Origin of the sequence: Sunxiuqinia elliptica, assembly GCF_900113005.1 — a bacterium.
Taxonomy (GTDB): Bacteria; Bacteroidota; Bacteroidia; order Bacteroidales; family Prolixibacteraceae; genus Sunxiuqinia; species Sunxiuqinia elliptica.
In genome coordinates this window covers 54,296-74,434 of sequence record NZ_FONW01000004.1, presented here as the reverse complement: position 1 = coordinate 74,434, position 20,139 = coordinate 54,296, and the positions used below count along the sequence as shown (strand labels likewise).

Genomic DNA, 20,139 nt, shown 5'->3' with positions numbered 1-20,139 from the left:
GAATTACTCTTGTGGCAAGCAGGAATTGACTGTTGTTTTTTTAGCAATGCTCAAATCCCCAGTGTTATCAAGCCTTTTACTTGGTGGTAGGTTAGAGCAGCTTTGATGCATTCTTTTAGTTCTAATTCCGGGACTTTCTGATTTAGTTGAAAAACGATTGCCCGTTTTCCTTCATATTGAAATTTATGATCGAAAACCATTCGAAAGGTATCAACTAATCGACTTGTACATTGAAAATACATGGCATATTGATCAGGCGTTTTTTCCTTCCAGTCCATGCGCAGGGTGCTCCCGTTTTTAGTTACAAAACTTGGTTCTCCCCATTTCAAGGTTTCTTCTAAAAGGGTCACTCCTTCGGTTTCCTCTGCCGTTTCGATGACCAAATTACGCAGATGCTGCATTTTGTCCCTTACAAAGTCGGGATAATTAGCAAAAATCGTTTCCACCTGAGGATCTGTTTTTAAGATGAATTTACCCATGCTGTTCGTTTTTATATCAATTCAAAGATTGATCTTTGTGTTCAATAGATCTTGTTGGGTAGCTCTAAGAACTTCAAAGTTCAACAGCCTAGGTCCTCTTTTGTTCTTCAAAGAGCTTTGTTCAATCAACTAATATCGTGTTGAATAATAGAAGCCAACGGTTAAGGTGATGGACTGACGTTTTAAATCAAACCATTGGAAAGGATCCTCTGGAGTGGCAGAGCCGTCAACTTTTCGTTTCCATAGCCACTCGTTGTTGGTATAGTTGTGGTAGCCAACTTTAAAAACCAGAAAGTTGCGCCATTTGATCCGGTAGCGATAGCCGAGTCCAGCTTCGTATAAAAGCCCTTGATCTTGTGTTCGGTGATTAAAGCGGACTCCGTAACCCGCTTCAACATAGGCCAAGGGGGTATTCGATCCTTTGTTTAAATATGTTTGAGAGTTTACGGTAACCGGAAAGGTAAACATGTTGGGGCTTTCGTAGTTTAGTATGCCTAAGCCAGCTCCAACCGATAAATTGTAGTTCATAAACCAGTTGGCCGACGCTTTCAGTCCGTAGCCTGTTGGAGAATAGGCATCGGTATCAATAATATAGTCGGAATGCAATTTCATTGCGTGTCCATAAACGGCTTCTAAACCATAAAAAAAGCCTTGATTTCGGATTAAATGCTGCCCCTGGGAAATACTCCAACTTGTAACAAACAGGATTAGCAGGCTCATTTTGAGGATGATTTGCCTATTTGATCGATGTTTCTCCTTACGCATAATTCGAAATTCAAATTAATAAACTGATTTAGGTAAGCAAGATATTAAAATCTAGCTTGAATTGGAATAATTTACAGTTTTGTGAATGTTTTACTAAGTTTGTGCTCCTTATTATACAAAGACCGGAATTAGAAATGGCAAAGAAATTTAGACCCCTTAGTTCTGTACTGATTAAACCATCAGGACCAGATTGCAACTTGAATTGTACGTATTGTTTTTATCTTGAAAAATCAGCTCTGTTTCATCAGCAGAAAACGCATCGAATGAGCCCTCAAGTTCAGGAAGAAACGATCCGGCAGGTTATGCAGCAATCAGGCGATAGTGTTTCGTTGGCTTGGCAGGGAGGTGAACCTACTTTGATGGGACTTGATTTTTACAAGCGGGCGATTGAGCTGGAACAAAAATATGGTCATGGACAAATGGTGGGAAACGGGCTTCAAACCAATGGCTTGTTGTTGAACCGTGACTGGGCTAAATTTCTGAAGAAATACGATTGGTTGGTTGGACTTTCACTAGATGGTCCTGCGTTTATTCATGATCACTATCGTTTTGATCAGGCAGGAAAAGGAACACACCAACGCGTTGAAGACCGAGCCAAAATGTTGTTGGATGAAGGGGTGGCCGCCAATGCGATGTGCTGTGTAACCAGTCATTCAGTAAAGCATCCAGAAGAACTTTACAACTACTATAAAGACTTGGGCTTGACCTTCATGCAGTTCATTCCAATTGTTGAGACCGATAAGGACGATCCTACAAAAGCGGCAGAGTTTTCGGTATCAGCTGCTGATTATGGACACTTCCTGAATAAGTTGTTTGACCTGTGGTTGGCCGATTTTAAAGATGGTCAGCCAACCACCTCTGTTCGTCATTTTGAGTCGGTTTTTTATAGCTATGTTGGCTTGGAGGCTCCGGAGTGTACCATGTTAAAAGAGTGTGGCCCTTACGTTGTTATTGAACACAATGGCAATGTGTATAGCTGCGACTTCTTTGTTGAGCCAAAATGGAAATTGGGCAATGTGATGCACGATCGGGTCATCAACATGTTAAATTCGAAAAAGCAAAATATTTTTGGTATGGCCAAAGCACAGCTGCCCAGAGAGTGTAAGCAGTGTAGCTGGTTGACCAAATGTTATGGTGGGTGTACAAAAGATCGGATTAAAGATCCACGCGATCAGCGTAAACCTCGCTTCTGTACTTCTTACAAACTGTTTTTTAATCATGCTGATTCTACTTTACAAGATATTGCTCTGAAATGGCAACAAGATCAACATGATATGCAACAGTCTCAACAGTCAGGAGGCATTTACAATGCCTTTGATGACTTCATGAAATAAGTTAAATGTTGCGTTTATGATTCAGCAGAAGGAAATAAGTTTGCCCGAGTTTCGGAGAGGGTTTCATCTAATTACTGATTTGGTTGCTCGGGCTCTTCCTGAGCTTCCAGAACAGGGATTGGTACATATTCTGATCAAGCATACATCAGCAGGAATTGCGCTTAATGAAAATGCAGACCCTTCGGTGAGGATTGATTTTGAATCGTTTTTGAATAAGCTTATTCCTGAAAATCATCCGGTTTATACGCATACTTATGAAGGATCCGATGATATGCCAGCCCACTTAAAAGCGTCATTGCTTGGGAGTGAATTAACGATTCCGGTAACACGTGGTCGGTTGAATCTTGGAACCTGGCAGGGGATTTACTTGGGCGAATTCCGAAATTACGGGGGCTCACGTCGTTTAGTGTTGACGGTGTTTTCCTGATGTTTTAAGAAATGAACCTGATTAACCAACTGGAGATAATTAACCTCTTTACTCACTTTACCTTCTAAAAAGTGAGACAGCACTAGTTTATTTTTCTTTCCATTTAATTTTTGAGAGCTATCCCTATTTCAAAATAGAATTATTATATATCTGTTATGTAAACAATTGGGGAAATCCTCTGTTTACTAAAAACAAGGTGTGAGAATCATCCGATAGCTACAAATGTTTTGTTGTCAGTTAATTTGGAGGTTGGTTCGTAAAAAATCTTTGTAAATAAATGTTGCGTCATGAAATCAGAAGAAACACTATTGTTTTTTGAATCTCAAGAAGAATTCAGGGAATGGCTGAAAAATAATTATACATCGGTTTCCGAATTATTAGTTGGTTTTTATAAAGTAAAGAGCGGAAAGAAAAGCATGACATGGAGTGAGTCAGTGGATCAAGCTTTGTGTTTTGGATGGATTGATGGCATCCGAAAGTCAATTGATCAGGAAAGCTATTGTATCCGGTTTACTCCCCGAAGACCGGATAGCGTTTGGAGCAATGTGAATATTCAGAAAGTAGATCAACTAACGAAGTTGGGCTTGATGCGTCCTGCTGGCTTGGCTGCTTTTCAGCGCAGGAAAAAAGATCAATCCGGGATTTATGGGAACGAGCAACAAAAGGAGGCGTTCGACCAAACATACTTGGCTACATTTAAAGCGAATAAAAAGGCTTGGGATAACTTTATGAGGATGCCAAAATATTATCATAAAGTTGTGGTTCGTTGGGTGATGAGTGCCAAGCAGGAACAGACTCGAAAACGTAGACTGGATCAACTGATTGCTGATAGCGAAGCTGGGCTTAAAATTAAACAGATGAGATAGCTTCAGTTGTTGTTGTGCTTTTTTATACAGGATGTTGTGTGGGGATCTCTTCTTTTCTGGATATTTATTTTTTCGAAAAATAAATTGTTGTTGTTTGCAGGCTTTCATTTAAATTTACACCAATAATACCTCTGTTATTAGTAATCAAAATGTTATTCATTTAAATTGAGTTATTCATGTCAAAGAATCGTGAGGCTCGGAAGAATACAAAGAAAGAGCCTGAAAAATCATTGAAAGAAAAAAGGCTTGAGAAGAAAGCTAAGGCAAAAGCGAAATCGAAAGAGTAAGCCTTTTGGGAAAGGTCATTAAGATTCCTGCTTGTGAATCTGTTGGAATGAAAAGAGGGAGACCCGAAAGCCTCCCTCTAATAAAAACATGTTGAACATGCAGTACACTAAAAACCAAAACTTTTAAAAGTTTCTTTTATCTTTTCAATCGCTTCCCGCATTTGGGTTTCATTAATTACCAAAGGTGGCGTAAAGCGAATAATATGTTCGTGCGTTGGTTTAGCTAAAATGCCATTTTCTTTCATTGCCAAACAAACATCCCATGCGGATTTTCCTTCTACGGGTTTGATCGCAATGGCATTGAGCAGCCCTTTTCCTCTTACAATTTCAATCATTTCCGATTTAATGGAGCTCATTTCATGACGGAAGAGCTGTCCCATTTTTTCAGCATTGTCGGCCAATTTTTCATCCTGAATAACATCGAGTGCAGCCATGGCTACCTTCCCTGCTATCGGGTTCCCACCATAGGTTGAACCATGTTCGCCCGGGGCAATGGTTAGCATGATTTCATCATCGGCCAGGACACAAGAGACAGGAAACATCCCTCCGGAAATGGCTTTCCCTAAGATCAGAATATCAGGGCGCACATTTTCGTGGTCGCAGGCCAGCATTTTTCCAGTACGCGCCAAACCCGTTTGTACTTCGTCGGCAGCAAATAGCACATGGTACTTTTTACAGAGCTCTGATGCTTTTTTCAAAAATCCATCTTCAGGAACATAAACTCCGGCTTCTGCTTGAATTGGCTCAACCAAAAAGCCAGCAACCTGTGGGTCTTGCAGGGCATTTCCCAGCGCTTCCAGGTCATTGTACGGAATATTGACAAAACCTGGCGTAAACGGGCCGTAATCATTATAGGCATCCGGGTCGGAAGACATGGAAACAATGGTAATGGTGCGACCGTGGAAATTGCCGTTGCAGACAACAATCTTGGCTTCGTTTTTAGGAATACCTTTTACTTTGTAGGCCCACTTGCGAATGAGTTTAAGCGCTGTTTCATCAGCCTCGGCACCTGAGTTCATCGGCAGCATCTTATCGTAACCAAAGAGCTTACTCATGTATTCTTCCCATTCACCTAGTACATTGTTGTAAAAAGCCCTGGAGGTTAGAGCCAAGGTATTGGCTTGCTTGTTTAAAGCTTCAACAATTTTGGGATGGCAATGCCCTTGATTTACGGCTGAATAAGCAGCCAGAAAATCCATGTAGCGTTTTCCTTCCACATCCCATACATAGACGCCTTCGCCACGTTCTAAAACCGCAGGAAGTGGATGGTAGTTGTGTGCTCCGAATCGTGCTTCACGATCAATGAAAAATTGAGCTGATTGATTTTCCATAAGTAGTATAAATTAGCGCGTTTATTTGAATAGCAGAATTACATATTATCAGTTGTATTTCAAAGTGTTTTAGCCTGTTAAATAAAATCTTTCCGAATGACAAAACCATTTTTAAATTTCATATTTTTTCCCTTACTATGCTTTCTGTTATAAATCTTAAGATTCTTTCTCGTTTTATCTTATATTTGCATGCTAGTCAGTAAAGTGTGGTATTCATGAAGTGTAAAAATGCGATCTTATTTTTACTGTTTCTTCCCGTGCCGGTTTTTGTTTGCGGGCAGCAGCCCAGGCTAGATTCCTTAAAATTGGAAGTTGACAAGAGCAAGTCGGAGCGGGTAAGTAAATTGGTCGAGGTTGCAAAAAACTATGTGGATTCGGTTCTATATAACGACTATGTAGTTTCTTGTTTAGAAGAAGCTTTAGATAGTGCCATTCGTGTTGAAAATGACTCCCTTCAAGTAGAAGTTTATAATTACCTCGGACTTGCCGAATTTAATGTTGGTGCCTACGAAAAAGGGACCAATTATTTTTATAAGGCCCTGAATTTACTGGATCACAATCCAAATTTAAAACAGAAAGCGAAGGTTTATAACAATCTGGGAATGGTATTCGACGAACTTGAAGATTTTTCGCGGGCGCTGGAGTTTTACAAGGAGTCGTTTCGGTTGGATAGCTTGGCTGCCAATGCGGAGGGATTACTTGCGAGCTACATCAACTTGGGAATCTGTTATCAAAATCTGAAACAATACCAGAAAGCGTGGGAGTTTAACAACAAGGCGTATCAGTTGGCTGAGACCAGCGGAGATAGCTTATCTCAAGTCAATGTACTGAACAATATGGGAACCTTGGCTTATGATGAAAAGGATTACGACGAGAGCTTAGATTATTATAAAGAAGCCTTGGACTTGTATGAAAAATCCAGAGACCAGGGAGGTATTGCTATGGCTAAGAACAATATTGGCTTGGTATACCTGGATCAGAAAAAATACAGACGTTCGCTGAAAAATTTTAAGGAGGCTTTGCAAATTGCACAAGAGATTGACCTGTACGATTTTTCAGGTGATATCTATAGTAATTTGTCGTTTTATTACGAAGAACAGGAAGATTATAAAAATGCGTTAAAGTACTACGATCTTTATAACGAGGTATATGACAGCCTGATTGGAGGGAAACAAACCGAAATGATTCGAAAGTTGGAAGCTCAATACCGGCTGGAAAAGAAACAGCGTGAGATTTTGGAGCTTCAGCAGGAGAATATGCAGCAGAAAGAATTGCTGAACAGTTCAAAAAATATTCAGGGGTATTTGTACTTAATTATAGGGTTGGTCATTCTCTTTTTGGCTATTCTGTTCTATTTACTTCGAGAAGAAAAGATATTGGCTCGGAAGCTTCAGGAGAAAACCGAGGAGCTTAAGAAATCGAATACTTCGAAAGATCGTTTTTTCTCCATTATCGCCCACGACCTTAAGAATCCATTCAATGCATTGGTGAGTTATACCAGCTTGCTCCGATCAGAGTTTGACTCGTTTACCAAAGAGGAGCTGAGCCAGATTATTACAGACTTGAGTGATGCAACTGAGCAGGGCTTTGCTTTACTCGAGAATTTGTTGTTTTGGACGCGTTCGCAAACCAATCGAATTAAGGTGTACAAGACTTTTTTTAACTTAAAAAGTGTTGTCGACAATGTGGTTAGCTTGGCAACGCCAAACTTGGTGGCTAAATCGCAACGTGTCGAGTTGGATATTGATGACAGTTTGCAGGTTTTTGCCGATAAAGATATGATTGCAACAGTTGTTCGAAACTTGATTTTTAACTCCATCAAGTTTTCTTACCCAGATTCGGTTATTCGGGTGAATGCAAAGAAGATTGGAGAAAATATTCAGGTCTCCGTTATTGATCAGGGAATTGGTATTGACGCCGAAAAACAACACAAGTTCTTCAATTACGAGGAAAATACAAGTTCTCCGGGAACAGCAGGGGAGACCGGAAGTGGTTTGGGCCTAGTTATTTGCCGTGAATTTATTGAAAAGAATGATGGCATGGTTTGGTTGGAGAGTGAGCCGGGGAAAGGAGCGACTTTTCGTTTTTCAATTCCGCATGTCGAGGCAGAGAAGTAATCCTTTTAAGAGGTTTATCCGTTTTAATATATAGCGGGAATCAACTTAATAATTGCATTTTTAATAGCTGTCACCTTTTAAAGATCATCTCCCAAAAACGACTGATAAGAACTTCCATCGCAAGAAAGAAGAGTGCAAGAAATAAGAAAATTTTCCAAAGTTGAGTACCTTCATTGGCAATTAAAAGCTGTTGAACAAAGTCGTTGTTACCTCCTTCAATGGTCGTGATGTTCGGATTATTTAGAGTTGATAGAACTTGGTTCAACTGTTGTGCATTTTGAGTCGAGGAGCGAGATTCTTCCCGGCTGTAGTTAAATGCCAGCGTTCGGAGTTGGTGTTCGTTGCTGTACAGATCGTAAAAACCAGCTTGCTGAATTGCTTGTCCCGGGTCAATTCGTAGTTGATTGTTCAATTGATTGATCACCGGAATTCTGAATTGTTGTTTGCCATTGTCCAGCAAAAGCGTTTGCGTGTTAGTTGGTCGTTGTGCTTCATTGAATGAGAGGTTTAAAACTAGATCATTCTTTATTTCATATTGAATATCCTGTGGGGCAAAGCTGTTTAAAGCGATGTTGTAGATCAGTGGAACAAAAATGGCTTGTTGTGTAAAATTTGTTTTCTCGTCATCCAGCGGGAAATTGAATTGGTATAAGCGGCCTGAACCTGCTTGAAATTCAGAGACTGCCGGCTGTCGGTTGTTGAACTCTACCAATGAAGTTTCCAGGCTTCGAGAGTTTGTACTTGTTCTAAAACTGTATGAAACACGAGGAAGCTCGAGGTCTTGTTTCTCATGTAAGAAGACCTTGTCGAATAGAAGATGCTTGTAATTAACTTTTTCCATTCGTAATTGCGTAGAGTCGCCGGCAATTAGTTGCACAGCATTTAAGCTTGCAAACAGTTGGTTGTAGCTGCTTAGTTGACTATTAATTCCCGGAAAGACTGCCAACGATCCACCTTGTTCCACAAATTGCTTGAGTGAGCTTATTAGGCCCGAACTTAAATTTTCCAGGTTCAGCAGATAGATGCACTGGTAATTTTTGAATTGACTGACCTGAATTTTATTGACAGCAATCGTTTCAAAATCAATATTTTCATCAGCTTTGAAAAGTGCTTCTAGTTTGCTGTTTGTTAGATCATTGGGCTGAGCGATGGCCAACACCCGATTTTTTGAATGGACTGTATAGCTAAAGTAATAATGGTTGTCATAAACAATAGGATAATCATCCAGCTCAACAAGGCCGCGGTGTATACCAGCTTGGTTGTTTTTATAGGTGAGCTGAATTTCTTCCGTGGCTTCAGGTTCAATTGATAAATTATTGATTGCCTTGATTGTATCATTGATCTTTAGTCGAACGGGAACGTTCTGGTAGCTTTGACTGGACTGATTTTGAATACGCACACTTAGAATCTCTTCTCGGTTCTTTTTATGTCCGGGAGTTTCAAACCAGCAACTATCAATCAATAAATTGTTCGTGCTTTGTCCTGTTAAAGGAATGAGATAGGTATAAATACTTGTATCTTTTATAAAAACATTAAGATCGGTAGCATAGCTCTGAAAATCCGAAATAAGATAAATATTCTTCTCGGCTTTTGCTCCCTGTTTTTGTAGCCTGTTGGATAGGCTTTGATGAATTTGCGATAATGGCAACTGTACCGGGCTTTCATGAATACTTCCGAGTTTGCTGATCAGTTGGCTTTGACTAAGGATTTGCCGACTTTCTGGTTGTTGCTGATTATCGATCAGTAAAAAGCGGGTTGCGGGCCCATAGCTTTGAGCAATTTCCATTGCTCTACTCTTGGCTTGCTCCAGCAAAATTCCTTGATTACCCTCTTGCTTCATGCTAAAAGAGTTGTCAACATAAATGGCTACAAGTTTTTGAGCTAGGTTTTTGGCTTCTTTATTGGCCGGGAAATAAGGCTGAGAGAAAATAAAAACAAGGGCTGCAACAGTTAAAATCCGACAAAGTAGAATGAGTAATTGCTTCAGATTATTCTTTTTGCGACTTTCTTCTTTAACAGCTTTCAGAAAATTGACTTGGCTAAAATAAACGGTTTTGTAGCGTTTGAAATGAAGAAAGTGAATAAGAATCGGAATGCCGATCAAAAGCAGAGCTACTAAAAATTCAGGATAGATAAACTTCATTTCAATTGCATATTGGATTGTGGATCAAAATTAATGGAAATGTTGAATCTCAAAAAACTATTTCGATCTGGCTTTTTGTCTTAGATGAAACAGGATTTAGCAAAAATTATCCTGTTTATTTTATTTAGATAAAAGTTAAACAAAAATGCAGATACCGTGTTATAGTTTAGTAATTTTGCAGGTTTCGGAGCTATTTTGCTCCTCTGATTTTCTCGAAAGGCCTGCAACAGGATTAAGTTAAGTGCTTTAACCGGCTCAGCTGAAATGTTGAGCTTCAAAGAATACGCTTGTTTAGGAGGAACGACTAAATAGAAACGTTGAATTTTGGTCTTATGAACTATTATACGATTAAAGATTTGGAGACTTTGTCGGGCATTAAAGCCCATACCATTCGTATTTGGGAGAAACGATATGGTTTGCTCGAGCCCTTGCGTACAATCACGAACATTCGCTATTATAGCGATGAGGAGCTTCGTAAGCTTTTGAATGTTTCGATGCTGGTTAAGCATGGGTATAAAATATCCAAGGTTTCTGTTTTTGAGGACAAGCAGATTCAGCAGGAAGTGTTGAAATTGAACGAAAAGTCACTTTCTTCAGAAGGGATTATCGATCAACTTATCGTTTCGATGGTTAATTTTGATCATCTCAATTTTGAAGGAATACTGGCGCAGGAAATTGAACGTATTGGTTTTGAGGAAACGTTCATGACAGTCGTTTTTCCGCTTTTCGAGAAGGTGGGCATTTACTGGCAAATTGGCTCTGTTTTTCCAGCACAGGAGCACTTTGTGTCCAACATTACTCGTCAATTATTAATTCGTGAAAGTTCTCGCTTTTCGAATCACCAAGCTAGTTCAACGGTTCTTTTTTATTTAAGAGAAGGGGAGTTGCATGAACTGAGCTTGCTATTCTATCAGTATTTAGCCCTAAAAGCTGGCTACAAAACCTTGTACTTGGGGCAAAATGTGCCTTTCGACGACTTGCTAAAGCTTGAAGGAATGCAAAAGGTTGATCGGGTGTTTACAGCGTTTATCAACGGTATTGAACCCGATGAGCTGAACGACTATATTCAGCAAATGAATGCAGCATTTAAACGCAAAAAGGTGTTTGTAACCGGAGCACAGCTTTCGCTACATCATCCGCAATTGCCCTCCAATTTTAAAGTGGTTGCTGATGTACGCGCTTTTAAAAAGTACTTCGGCACTTTAGGCGAAAGGGTATCGTAGCTTTTTACGATTGAATTTTTGAGTTTTACGGAAGTCTGGAACGTACTCACTATTCATTCTGAAATCTCACCGAAAAGTGCTATTTTGGCGCTTAGTTAGAGGAATACGATTTGTATTAGACTAACATCAAACATACTAACTACTCAGAAATTATGAAAAAGAAAGGATTTTTACCGGGCTTTTGGAGCCTTTGTGTAATTGTACTTATTGCATTTTCGTCATGTAGCAATAAGGTAGAGGACAATCGATTGCCTGGAGAACACGTGCTGTGGTATGAGCAGCCAGCCCAAAAATGGGAGGAGGCATTGCCATTGGGAAATGGGCGGCTTGGTGTGATGGTTTTTGGTAAACCGAGTGAGGAACGCATTCAGTTGAATGATGATTCGATGTGGCCAGCAGATAAAGGCTGGGATGAGCCTGCTGGAAATGAAAACGACCTGGAGCAGATTCGGGAGTTGTTAAAGGCAGGCAAGCATGTGGAGGCCGATGCTTTATTTGTTGAGAAATTTTCAAGAAAACGGGTTGTTCGCTCTCATCAAACATTGGGCGATTTACATTTAGGGTTTCAGCATGAAAACATCACCGATTATCGCCGGGATTTGGACCTTCAAACAGCAACAGCAACCGTTAGCTATCGGACAAATGGCAAGCTGGTGACCGAGAAGATTTTTGTTTCGCATCCACATCGTGCAATTGTTATCGAGTTGGCGACTGAAGCCGCTGACGGTTTGAACGGTAAAGTAAGCTTGAGTCGTCCGATGGATGGAGGAAAGCCAACCGTAGTAACCAAAACAACTGCAGATAATTTATTGCTGATGCAAGGGGAAGTGACCCAGCGTGATGCGGTATTCGATTCAAAGCCAGATCCGATTGAGCATGGGGTTCAATTTGAAACTTGCTTAAAAATTGATCATAAAGATGGAACTGTCGCTCGTGGTGATGATTTCCTAGAGTTGCAGGGGGTTAAGCAAGCAACTTTATACTTGGTTTCAAACTCTTCATTTTATTTTGATGACTATGCCGGACAAAATAAGCAGGACCTGAAAGCGGTAAGTGAAACACCTTTAACTAAGGTTTATGCTGATCATGTTCAGGATTTTCAAGAGTTGTACAACCGGGTGAGTTTAGATATCAATGATCAGCAACTGGATTCGATACCAACCGACAAGCGTTTACAACAAGTTAAAGAAGGGCAAACGGACACTGGGCTGGAGTCTTTGCTTTTTCAATATGGACGTTATTTGCTGATCAGCTCTTCGCGAATGGGAACAAACCCAGCAAACCTGCAAGGGCTATGGAATCAACATATCACAGCTCCCTGGAATGCTGACTACCACTTGAATATTAATCTGCAGATGAACTATTGGTTGGCCGATGTAACAAACTTGAGTGAACTGAATACGCCCTTGTTTGATTACCTGGACCGCGTGGTTGAAAATGGGAAAGTTACAGCGAGAAAGAACTTTGGTTGTGAAGGAAGCTTTTTTCCACACGCAACTGATTTGTGGGCTCCAACTTGGATGAGGGCCCCAACAGCTTATTGGGGATGCTCCGTTGGTGCAGGAGGATGGATGATGCAACACTATTGGCAGCACTTTGAGTTTACACGGGATACTGACTTTTTGAAAGAGAGAGCTTTCCCGGCAATTGAGCAAGTGGCTCAGTTTTATAGCGATTGGATTATTGAAGATCCGAGAGATGGAAGCTTGGTTTCATCGCCATCTACATCACCTGAAAACCGTTTTTATACCGCTAAAGGAGACCCTGTTGCAAGCTGTATGGGAAGTGCGATGGATCAGCAAATCATCGCTGAGGTTTTTGACAATTACATCCATGGTGCTGAGATTTTGAATAAGGATAGCAAACTACTGAAACGTATTAAACAACAACGAGCCCAGTTGCGTCCGGGATTTGTATTGGGAAGTGATGGTCGTATCTTGGAATGGGACCGCGAGTATAAAGAGGTCGAACCCGGGCACCGCCATATGTCGCATTTGTATGGTTTTCATCCAGGAATAAGTGTTACTAAAACAGGTAGTCCTGAAATTTTTGAAGCTGTTCGAAAAACCTTGGATTATCGGTTGGCGAATGGCGGAGCAGGTACCGGATGGAGCCGTGCTTGGCTGATTAATTGCAGCGCCCGCTTGCTGGATGGCGATATGGCACAAGAGCATATTCAGTTGTTGCTTCAGAAGTCGATGTATGATAACTTATTTGATGGACATCCTCCATTCCAAATTGATGGAAACTTCGGCTATACAGCTGGAGTTGCCGAGATGTTGCTACAATCGCATGAAAATGGTTTGTTGCGTATTCTTCCAGCCTTACCTTCTAATTGGAAAAACGGCCAGATAACAGGGCTGAAAGCCAGAGGAGGATTTGTAGTTGACATTTACTGGGCTGACAACCGTTTGGAAAAAGCAGTGGTTAAAGCAACGATCGACCAAACTGCTGAAATTGGCTACCAAAATCAAGTTGTTCCACTGGCGTTGAAAGCAGGTGAAAGCTTTGTTTTTCAACCGAAATAGGTTTATTAAATATGATTCTCAGCATTTATTTTGAGCTGTTTTGTATCTTGTATGAAGCTAGCTTATCGTAAATACCAGACAGTCTGAAAGCTGAGAGTCTATTGGTCTATTGAATTTAAATTTTGTTTTCGATTCAAGAAAAAGTGCTAAATGATGTTAATACAGAATTGCCGGAGTTTGATTGTGAGTTTATTTGGAGGACTGTTGCTCGGAGTGGGATGTAGCCCGGTTCAACAAACTGAAATTAAGGTAGAAGCCCAGCCCGTTGAAGCCAGAGTAGAAGGGAATGTTTTAGTGGGGCCAGGGGTGTTGAATGATACAGATCGCTTTGTTTGGGGTGGCAGTGTCGTAAAAGGTTATGATGGTAAATATCATATGCTATACAGTACTTGGGAATGTGGCGACTCTATTCCTGTTTTTACTGATTCCTGGGTATTACACTCTAAAATAGCCTATGCGGTGTCCGATTATCCAGATCGTGATTTCCAGTTTCAGGGAATTGTGTTGACGGGGCGAGCGTTGGATGGAGATAGTGCCGCCTGGGATGCGCAAACGGTTCACAATCCGCACCTCAAAATGTTTAATGGAAAGTATTACCTCTACTACGTCGGTTCAGTTGATCCGGGAGTTCAACCTGAAGGATCGAAAGGGGAAAATGTGAATAAAAGGAATCGGGTGCAGCAATATCAGAAAATTGGTGTGATTGAGTTTGACAACTTTGATGATTTGTTGGCTGGCCGTTTCGAGCGGTCAGATGAACCCTTGCTGGCCCCTCGAACACGGGTGAAGCCCAATAACATTGTTGAACCATCTCCAGAAGGAACAAAAGCTGGCCCCGACAATATTATTGTGGTTAATCCGGCTGTCGTACAACGCCCATCGGATGGCAAATATTTACTGTTTTATAAAGGAAATGTTTACGATCCTTCCTGGCGGGGAATTCATGGTGTTGCTATTGCCGACTCGCCAACGGGACCATTTAAAACAACAGATCACATTGTTTTTGATATCCGACTGGAAGATGGGCGGATTGCTTCAGCAGAAGATCCGTTTGTTTGGTATCACCCCGAATTGGAGCGCTTCTTTGTGGTGTTTAAAGATTTCTCGGGAAAGATCACGCAGGGGCAACCAGGCTTGGCTTTGCTGGAATCGGTTGATGGTTTGGAATGGACACGTCCGGAGCATCCGTTTTTCATGAAAAAGCAAGTGGTTTTAACCAGTGGCGATACCTTAAAAGTAGACCGATTGGAACGTCCACAACTGTTGATTGATGAAGAAGGTAATCCTCAAGTGTTGTATTCTGCTTGCGCTATTGTAAATGTAAATCCAAGACAAGATGGTGCTTCATTTAATGTGCATATTCCGTTAAAAACGAAGCGATGAATAAACAGCAACGGAGAACAATTCGCAATATCTTAATGGTATTTGTCTTCATCAATTTTATTGCTTTGATATTGGCTTTAACCAATTGGATAAATCCCAATCCTTTAAAAGATTATCGCCTGGCATTGGGAATAAGCTTCATCTTGTTGGCAGGAACTGCCCGCCGTATTTGTCAATCATGTCAAGATAAAGAAGAGGCTGACGAAAAAGCCAGTGCATAATAAAATAATGAGCAACTGTCCAACGCGGGCAGTTGCTCATTATGCTTAGAGCTCCCATCTTCATCCTTAAAATCGAAAAGGATAGAAACTCAATACTAATTCAATATTTTTTTTAGGAGGTCTTTTCTGCCTAGTTTGAGCAGTTCATGCCTAATCTGTTGTTGGTATTCCCGCTTGTACCAAAAGAAAAATTTACGCTGCGAAAGCTTTTCCTTTTTCGACTTGGCCGTATAAACTTTTTCCATGGTGTATGGATGATAGCCCGTGTAGTAAATCACCGTGGCTAAAGTCATTGGCGTTGGTGTGAAATCCTGAACTTGCTCTAAACGGAAATCCAACTGTTTGGTTTCGGCAGCCAAGTTGGCCATGTCTGAATTTCCGCAACCTGGGTGGCTGGAAATGAAATAGGGAATCAGCTGTTGATTCAGCCCTTCTTCTTTATTGATGGCGTTAAAAGCCTTATTTAGCTTATAAAATAGCTTGAAGGAAGGTTTCCGCATAATTTTCAAAACATCGTCTGAAGTGTGCTCCGGAGCTACCTTCAAGCGTCCTGAAACGTGATGTTTTACCACCTCGCGCAGGTACGTCATGTTGGTTTTATTGACTGCCTTGTCCTTGGTTTCGTGCAAAATCATGTCATAACGAATACCACTTCCAATAAAGGCCTTTTTCACCTTCGGGTGCTGACGGACTTTTCGGTACAAGTCAAGCATTGGCTTGTGGTTAACATCCAGGTTTTTGCAAACCTCAGGGAAGATGCACGAAGGCCGTTTACATTTTCGGCAAATTTCTTCATGAATCCCCTTCATTTTGTACATGTTAGCTGAAGGACCTCCCAAATCTGAAATATAACCTTTGAAATCAGGCATCTGAGTTACTTGCTCCAGTTCCTTCAAAATTGATTTTTCGGAACGGCTGGCAATGAATTTTCCCTGATGAGCTGAAATCGTACAAAAAGTACATCCTCCAAAACATCCCCGGTGAATGTTGATCGAGTGCCGGATCATTTCATAAGCCGGGATCGTTTCTTTGTTTTTGTAGCGAGGATGTGGTAAGCGGGTAAATGGCAAATCGTAATACCGGTCAATCTCTTTCTCCTCAAGGGGAGGCCAAGGCGGATTAACGACGACCTCTTGCTTTCCGATCTTTTGCACAATTTTGTTGGCTTCCGATTTATTGGATTCCTCTTCAATGTGCATGAAGTTTTTGGCAAATTTCTTTTTGTCCGATAAACATTCTTCATGCGAATACAGCTCCAGGCTATTCCACTTTTTGTTGGTGGCATAAGCTTGGTCTTGCTCGGTCATGAATACGGTCTGGGGCAAGTTGGTGATGGTGGTGGGATCAACTCCTCGTTTTACCAAACGGGTAAAGTCGAGAATGGATTTTTCACCCATACCATAGAATAAAAGGTCAGCCTTTGCTTCTTTTAAGATCGAAGGCTTGAGCTTGTTTTGCCAATAATCGTAATGCGTCACTCGACGCAGTGATCCCTCAATACCACCCAGAATAACCGGAGTGTCAGGGTATAATTTTTTCAGAATATTGCAGTAAACAGTTGCTGCATAATCCGGACGCTTATTTTGTTGTCCACCTGGAGTGTAGGCATCATTTGAGCGTTTCCGTTTGTTCGCAGTATAGTGGTTGACCATCGAGTCCATATTTCCCGAAGTGACAGCAAAATAGAGTCGTGGTTTGCCCAACTTCTTAAAATCACGTAAATCATCTTGCCAGTTGGGTTGCGGCACAATGGCAATCCGCAGTCCCTCTGCTTCGAGTATCCGGCCAATTACGGCAGCTCCAAACGAAGGGTGATCGACGTACGCATCGCCGGTAAAGAAAATTACATCCAATTCATCCCAACCACGATCCAAAGCTTCTTTTTTGCTAGTCGGTAACCAATCGGTTGTTTGTAATTTCTGATATAGCTGATTCACGTGTTTTCCTTTCTTTTGATTTTCGATGCAAAGTTATCATGCTTTTGGGGATTTAAAAGACTTTCACCTCTTTTTTTTGAGTGATTATTCTTTAAAAAAACTAGTACTCGTTTGTAAAAGGAAACACTATCCTTTATAATTTTAGAGCAAGCTTAATTGATAAATCGATGGAAATAGTCAAACCCAAAGACATTCTGAAAGCCAACCCATATCTTGCGTTTCTGGGGGGTGAGAACCTGGCTAAGTTTATCATGTATGTGTTGCGATTTAATCGGCTTAATAAAATCTATGGTCAAATTGCCGATAAAGAGGGGATTGAATTTATCGATGAACTGATTCGTATTTTGGAAATTAAGTACGAATTTGATGAAAAGGAATTGAAGAAGATTCCTGCCAAAGGCCCTTTTATCGTGGTGGCCAACCATCCGTTTGGCGGATTGGATGGCATTTTGCTGATAAAAATGTTGAGTGAAGTTCGTCCCGATGTTAAGGTGATGGCCAATTTCTTATTGAAGAAAATTGAACCAATCAGCAACTTTTTTCTGGCTGTTAATCCTTTTGAAAATCAGCAGGAGAATCGTGCCGGTTTTGGTGGTATTAAGCAAGCCATGACGCACTTAAAGGATGGCGGAGGCTTGTGTATCTTTCCGGCAGGAGAAGTTTCGGGTTACCAAGCCAATAATAAGATATCGGACAGGCAGTGGCAGTACGCGGCTTTAAAATTCATTAAGCATTCTAAGGTGCCTGTTGTTCCTGTTTACTTTGGAGGGCATAACAGTCGCTTCTTTCATTTGATTGGGCGTATCAATCCCAACTTGCAGCAAGTGAGGCTTCCCTCAGAATTGTTGAATAAGAAACGAAAGCCTGTAAAAGTGCGTATTGGTTCCGCAATTCGTGTTGAGGAGCAAACGGCCTTTCCTGAAGTGTACCAGTTTGGGCGTTACCTCAGGGCAAAGACATACAGTTTGTGTTCCCGCATGGAGGTTAAGCGTTATTTTAACTATTCGCTGAAGCGCAAGAAGAAGCCGGAGCCAATTGCTGGGGCAGCTTCTACTGAAAAAATCAAAAATGAGATTGCGGGTTTAACTGATGAGTGTTTGTTATTTAAGGTCAAGAATTTTGCAGTGTACTGTGCTGCTGCTAATGCTATTCCAAACTTGCTGTATGAAATAGGAAGGCTACGGGAGATTACCTTCCGGGAAGTGGGAGAAGGGACCAACCGAAGCATTGATTTGGATGAGTTCGATTTGTACTATCACCAGTTGTTTATTTGGGATGATGAGGCTTCGTGTTTGGTCGGCGCCTATCGAATTGGGAAAGGGGCTGACATTTTGCACGATTACGGCGTCAGGGGCTTTTATGTCCAAAGCTTGTTTCGCCTGAAAGAGTCCTTTATTCCCGTACTGGAGCAATCGTTGGAATTGGGCCGTTCGTTTGTGGTAAAAGCTTATCAACGGCAACCCATGCCATTGTTTTTACTGTGGAAAGGGATCCTTTACTTTTTGCTGAAAAACCCGGAATACCGCTATTTGATTGGTCCAGTGAGTATTAGTGATGATTACTCGAAAACTTCGAAGGATTTGATCATTAAGTTTATCATGTCACATCATTTTGGCTGGCAAAATGCACGTCATGTAACTCCTCGAAAGGCATATAAATTTAAGAGTCAGGATCCAAATATGAATGTGATTATGGAGAACCTGGATGATATCAATAAGCTGGATCGGTTTATTGGCGATGTGGATCAGTTAAATACCGGTTTGCCTGTCTTATTGAAAAAATACATTAAGCTGAATGCCAAGATTATTGGATTTAATGTGGATCCTAAGTTTAACAATTGCTTGGATGGCCTGATTTTGCTGGATGTTTATGATGTTCCTAAAAACACGATTGAATCTTTGTCGAAGGAGGCTAACGATGGATCAATTCTGAATCGTTTCTACTCGAGCAGGGAGCATGCTTAGCATTATTCATTAGCGAAAAGTTGTTGCAATTAGACCGTTTATTTATCTGACTTGGATGTTTCAGGAAGGGCTTTTCCTTTTTTCTTTTGGTGTTTAGTTGTTTAACAGATAAATGTCAACCTTGAATTTAACTTTATTTTATTGTCTTTGTTTATTTTTATCAGATGACTGATTTAATTCAAGAACTATAAAAACACCAATTTATGAGATTATTAGCAGTGTGGCTATTAGCCAGCGTTTTATTGGCTTCGTGTGTGCAAAAAAAGAAAGAGTCGGTTCAGCCCATTAATACTAGTTCTTTGATGCGTGCGGTGACCGTTGATGAGGTGATTCAAACCGATAGTTATACGTACCTGAAAGTTACTGAAAGTGGAAATCAATTTTGGATGGCTGTTAACCGTCAGCCAGTCGAAGTTGGGCAGAAATATTATTACGATTCTGCTTTGGAAATGAAAGATTTCAAAAGTAAAGCACTTGATCGGACCTTTGAAACAATCTATTTTGTACAGAGCTTTAGCAAAGAGCCAATTAGCGAGAAAAAGGCAACAGCAAGTATGCAAGAACCCCAAGGGAAGAAGGTGGAAGCCTATAACAAAGCAATTGATGTAGAACCAGTAGATGGGGGAGTGACCATTGCTAAATTATATGAATCCAAAAAAGATTATTCAGGAAAGCAAGTGACCGTTCGCGGTCAAATTGTGAAAGTCAACAAAAACATCATGGGGCGCAATTGGCTGCATATTCAGGATGGTACCAACTTCGATGGGAAATATGATTTGACCATTACCTCAAGCGAATTGGCTGAGGTTGGACAAGTCGTAACGATTGAGGGAACCGTTACTTTGGATAAAGACTTTGGAGCTGGTTACTTCTACGATTTAATTATAGAAAACGGAAGTCTCGTGGAATAGGAGCCTATGCTGTTTTTCTAAGTTAACTATAGAATTTTAGTTTATGATTTTTTTTTAAAGTTTGGAATTTGAGCTTTCATCTCGGGCAATAAATTCCAAACTTTAAATTTTTCTTTCCTTCAATCACCCCTATCCTTAATTATTTTTTTCTGATCGATAGAACTGCTACTTTTGCAGTCGTTTTTATTGGCGACCTTAATTACATTATACTTTCGACAGGAGA

At 40.8% G+C, this 20,139-nt stretch carries 15 protein-coding genes; 10 read left to right on the top strand and 5 right to left on the bottom strand.

Annotation, left to right across the window (positions count from 1 at the left end):
* Nucleotides 1-50: 50 nt before the first annotated feature.
* Complete coding sequence (locus BM156_RS10090) at nt 51-479, bottom strand: DUF1801 domain-containing protein (protein ID WP_093919749.1); 429 nt, start codon at nt 477-479, stop codon at nt 51-53.
* Between the two features lie 129 nt (nt 480-608).
* Entirely contained in the window at nt 609-1,199 is a 591-nt protein-coding gene (locus BM156_RS10085) for a hypothetical protein (protein ID WP_093919748.1), read from the bottom strand.
* 179 nt (nt 1,200-1,378) lie between these two features.
* Here BM156_RS10085 and BM156_RS10080 point away from each other — a divergent pair, with 179 nt between their 5' ends.
* From BM156_RS10080 to BM156_RS10070, 3 genes are all read left to right on the top strand, one after another.
* Nucleotides 1,379-2,578 carry an anaerobic sulfatase maturase gene (locus BM156_RS10080; protein WP_093919747.1) on the top strand — a complete coding sequence of 400 codons (1,200 nt, stop codon included), beginning with the start codon at nt 1,379-1,381 and terminating at the stop codon, nt 2,576-2,578.
* A 16-nt stretch (nt 2,579-2,594) separates the two neighbouring features.
* Nucleotides 2,595-3,005, top strand: a complete 411-nt coding sequence (locus BM156_RS10075) for a secondary thiamine-phosphate synthase enzyme YjbQ (protein ID WP_093919746.1) — start codon at nt 2,595-2,597, stop codon at nt 3,003-3,005.
* 287 nt (nt 3,006-3,292) lie between these two features.
* Nucleotides 3,293-3,871, top strand: a complete 579-nt coding sequence (locus BM156_RS10070) for a YdeI/OmpD-associated family protein (protein ID WP_093919745.1) — start codon at nt 3,293-3,295, stop codon at nt 3,869-3,871.
* A gap of 394 nt (nt 3,872-4,265) precedes the next feature.
* Here BM156_RS10070 and rocD read toward each other — a convergent pair whose 3' ends face one another.
* Nucleotides 4,266-5,489: an ornithine--oxo-acid transaminase gene (gene rocD / locus BM156_RS10065; RefSeq protein ID WP_093919744.1), complete on the bottom strand. Its 1,224-nt coding sequence runs from the start codon at nt 5,487-5,489 to the stop codon at nt 4,266-4,268.
* Nucleotides 5,490-5,704: 215 nt separating this feature from the next.
* Between rocD and BM156_RS10060 the strand changes: the two genes are divergently transcribed.
* Nucleotides 5,705-7,606: an ATP-binding protein gene (locus BM156_RS10060; protein WP_093919743.1), complete on the top strand. Its 1,902-nt coding sequence runs from the start codon at nt 5,705-5,707 to the stop codon at nt 7,604-7,606.
* A gap of 70 nt (nt 7,607-7,676) precedes the next feature.
* Here BM156_RS10060 and BM156_RS10055 read toward each other — a convergent pair whose 3' ends face one another.
* Complete coding sequence (locus BM156_RS10055) at nt 7,677-9,749, bottom strand: BatA domain-containing protein (protein ID WP_093919742.1); 2,073 nt, start codon at nt 9,747-9,749, stop codon at nt 7,677-7,679.
* A gap of 332 nt (nt 9,750-10,081) precedes the next feature.
* Here BM156_RS10055 and BM156_RS10050 point away from each other — a divergent pair, with 332 nt between their 5' ends.
* The 4 genes from BM156_RS10050 to BM156_RS10035 all read left to right on the top strand — a co-directional run bounded on the left by BM156_RS10050 (nt 10,082) and on the right by BM156_RS10035 (nt 15,104).
* Nucleotides 10,082-10,972: a MerR family transcriptional regulator gene (locus tag BM156_RS10050; RefSeq protein ID WP_093919741.1), complete on the top strand. Its 891-nt coding sequence runs from the start codon at nt 10,082-10,084 to the stop codon at nt 10,970-10,972.
* Nucleotides 10,973-11,124: 152 nt separating this feature from the next.
* Complete coding sequence (locus BM156_RS10045) at nt 11,125-13,500, top strand: glycoside hydrolase family 95 protein (RefSeq protein ID WP_093919740.1); 2,376 nt, start codon at nt 11,125-11,127, stop codon at nt 13,498-13,500.
* Between the two features lie 150 nt (nt 13,501-13,650).
* Nucleotides 13,651-14,883, top strand: a complete 1,233-nt coding sequence (locus BM156_RS10040; RefSeq protein ID WP_212733477.1) for a glycoside hydrolase family protein — start codon at nt 13,651-13,653, stop codon at nt 14,881-14,883.
* A complete protein-coding gene (locus BM156_RS10035; protein ID WP_093919739.1) occupies nt 14,880-15,104 on the top strand; it encodes a hypothetical protein in 225 nt (74 codons plus the stop codon). The genes BM156_RS10040 and BM156_RS10035 overlap by 4 nt, the downstream gene beginning before the upstream one ends.
* Nucleotides 15,105-15,199: 95 nt before the next feature.
* On the opposite strand, the gene BM156_RS10030 is transcribed toward BM156_RS10035, so the two are convergent.
* A complete protein-coding gene (locus tag BM156_RS10030; protein WP_093919738.1) occupies nt 15,200-17,041 on the bottom strand; it encodes a YgiQ family radical SAM protein in 1,842 nt (613 codons plus the stop codon).
* Nucleotides 17,042-17,208: 167 nt separating this feature from the next.
* On the opposite strand from BM156_RS10030, the gene BM156_RS10025 reads away from it, so the two are divergent.
* Both BM156_RS10025 and BM156_RS10020 read left to right on the top strand, forming a co-directional pair.
* A complete protein-coding gene (locus BM156_RS10025) occupies nt 17,209-19,005 on the top strand; it encodes a GNAT family N-acyltransferase (protein ID WP_093919737.1) in 1,797 nt (598 codons plus the stop codon).
* 203 nt (nt 19,006-19,208) lie between these two features.
* Complete coding sequence (locus BM156_RS10020; protein ID WP_093919736.1) at nt 19,209-19,916, top strand: GW dipeptide domain-containing protein; 708 nt, start codon at nt 19,209-19,211, stop codon at nt 19,914-19,916.
* Nucleotides 19,917-20,139: the final 223 nt, after the last annotated feature.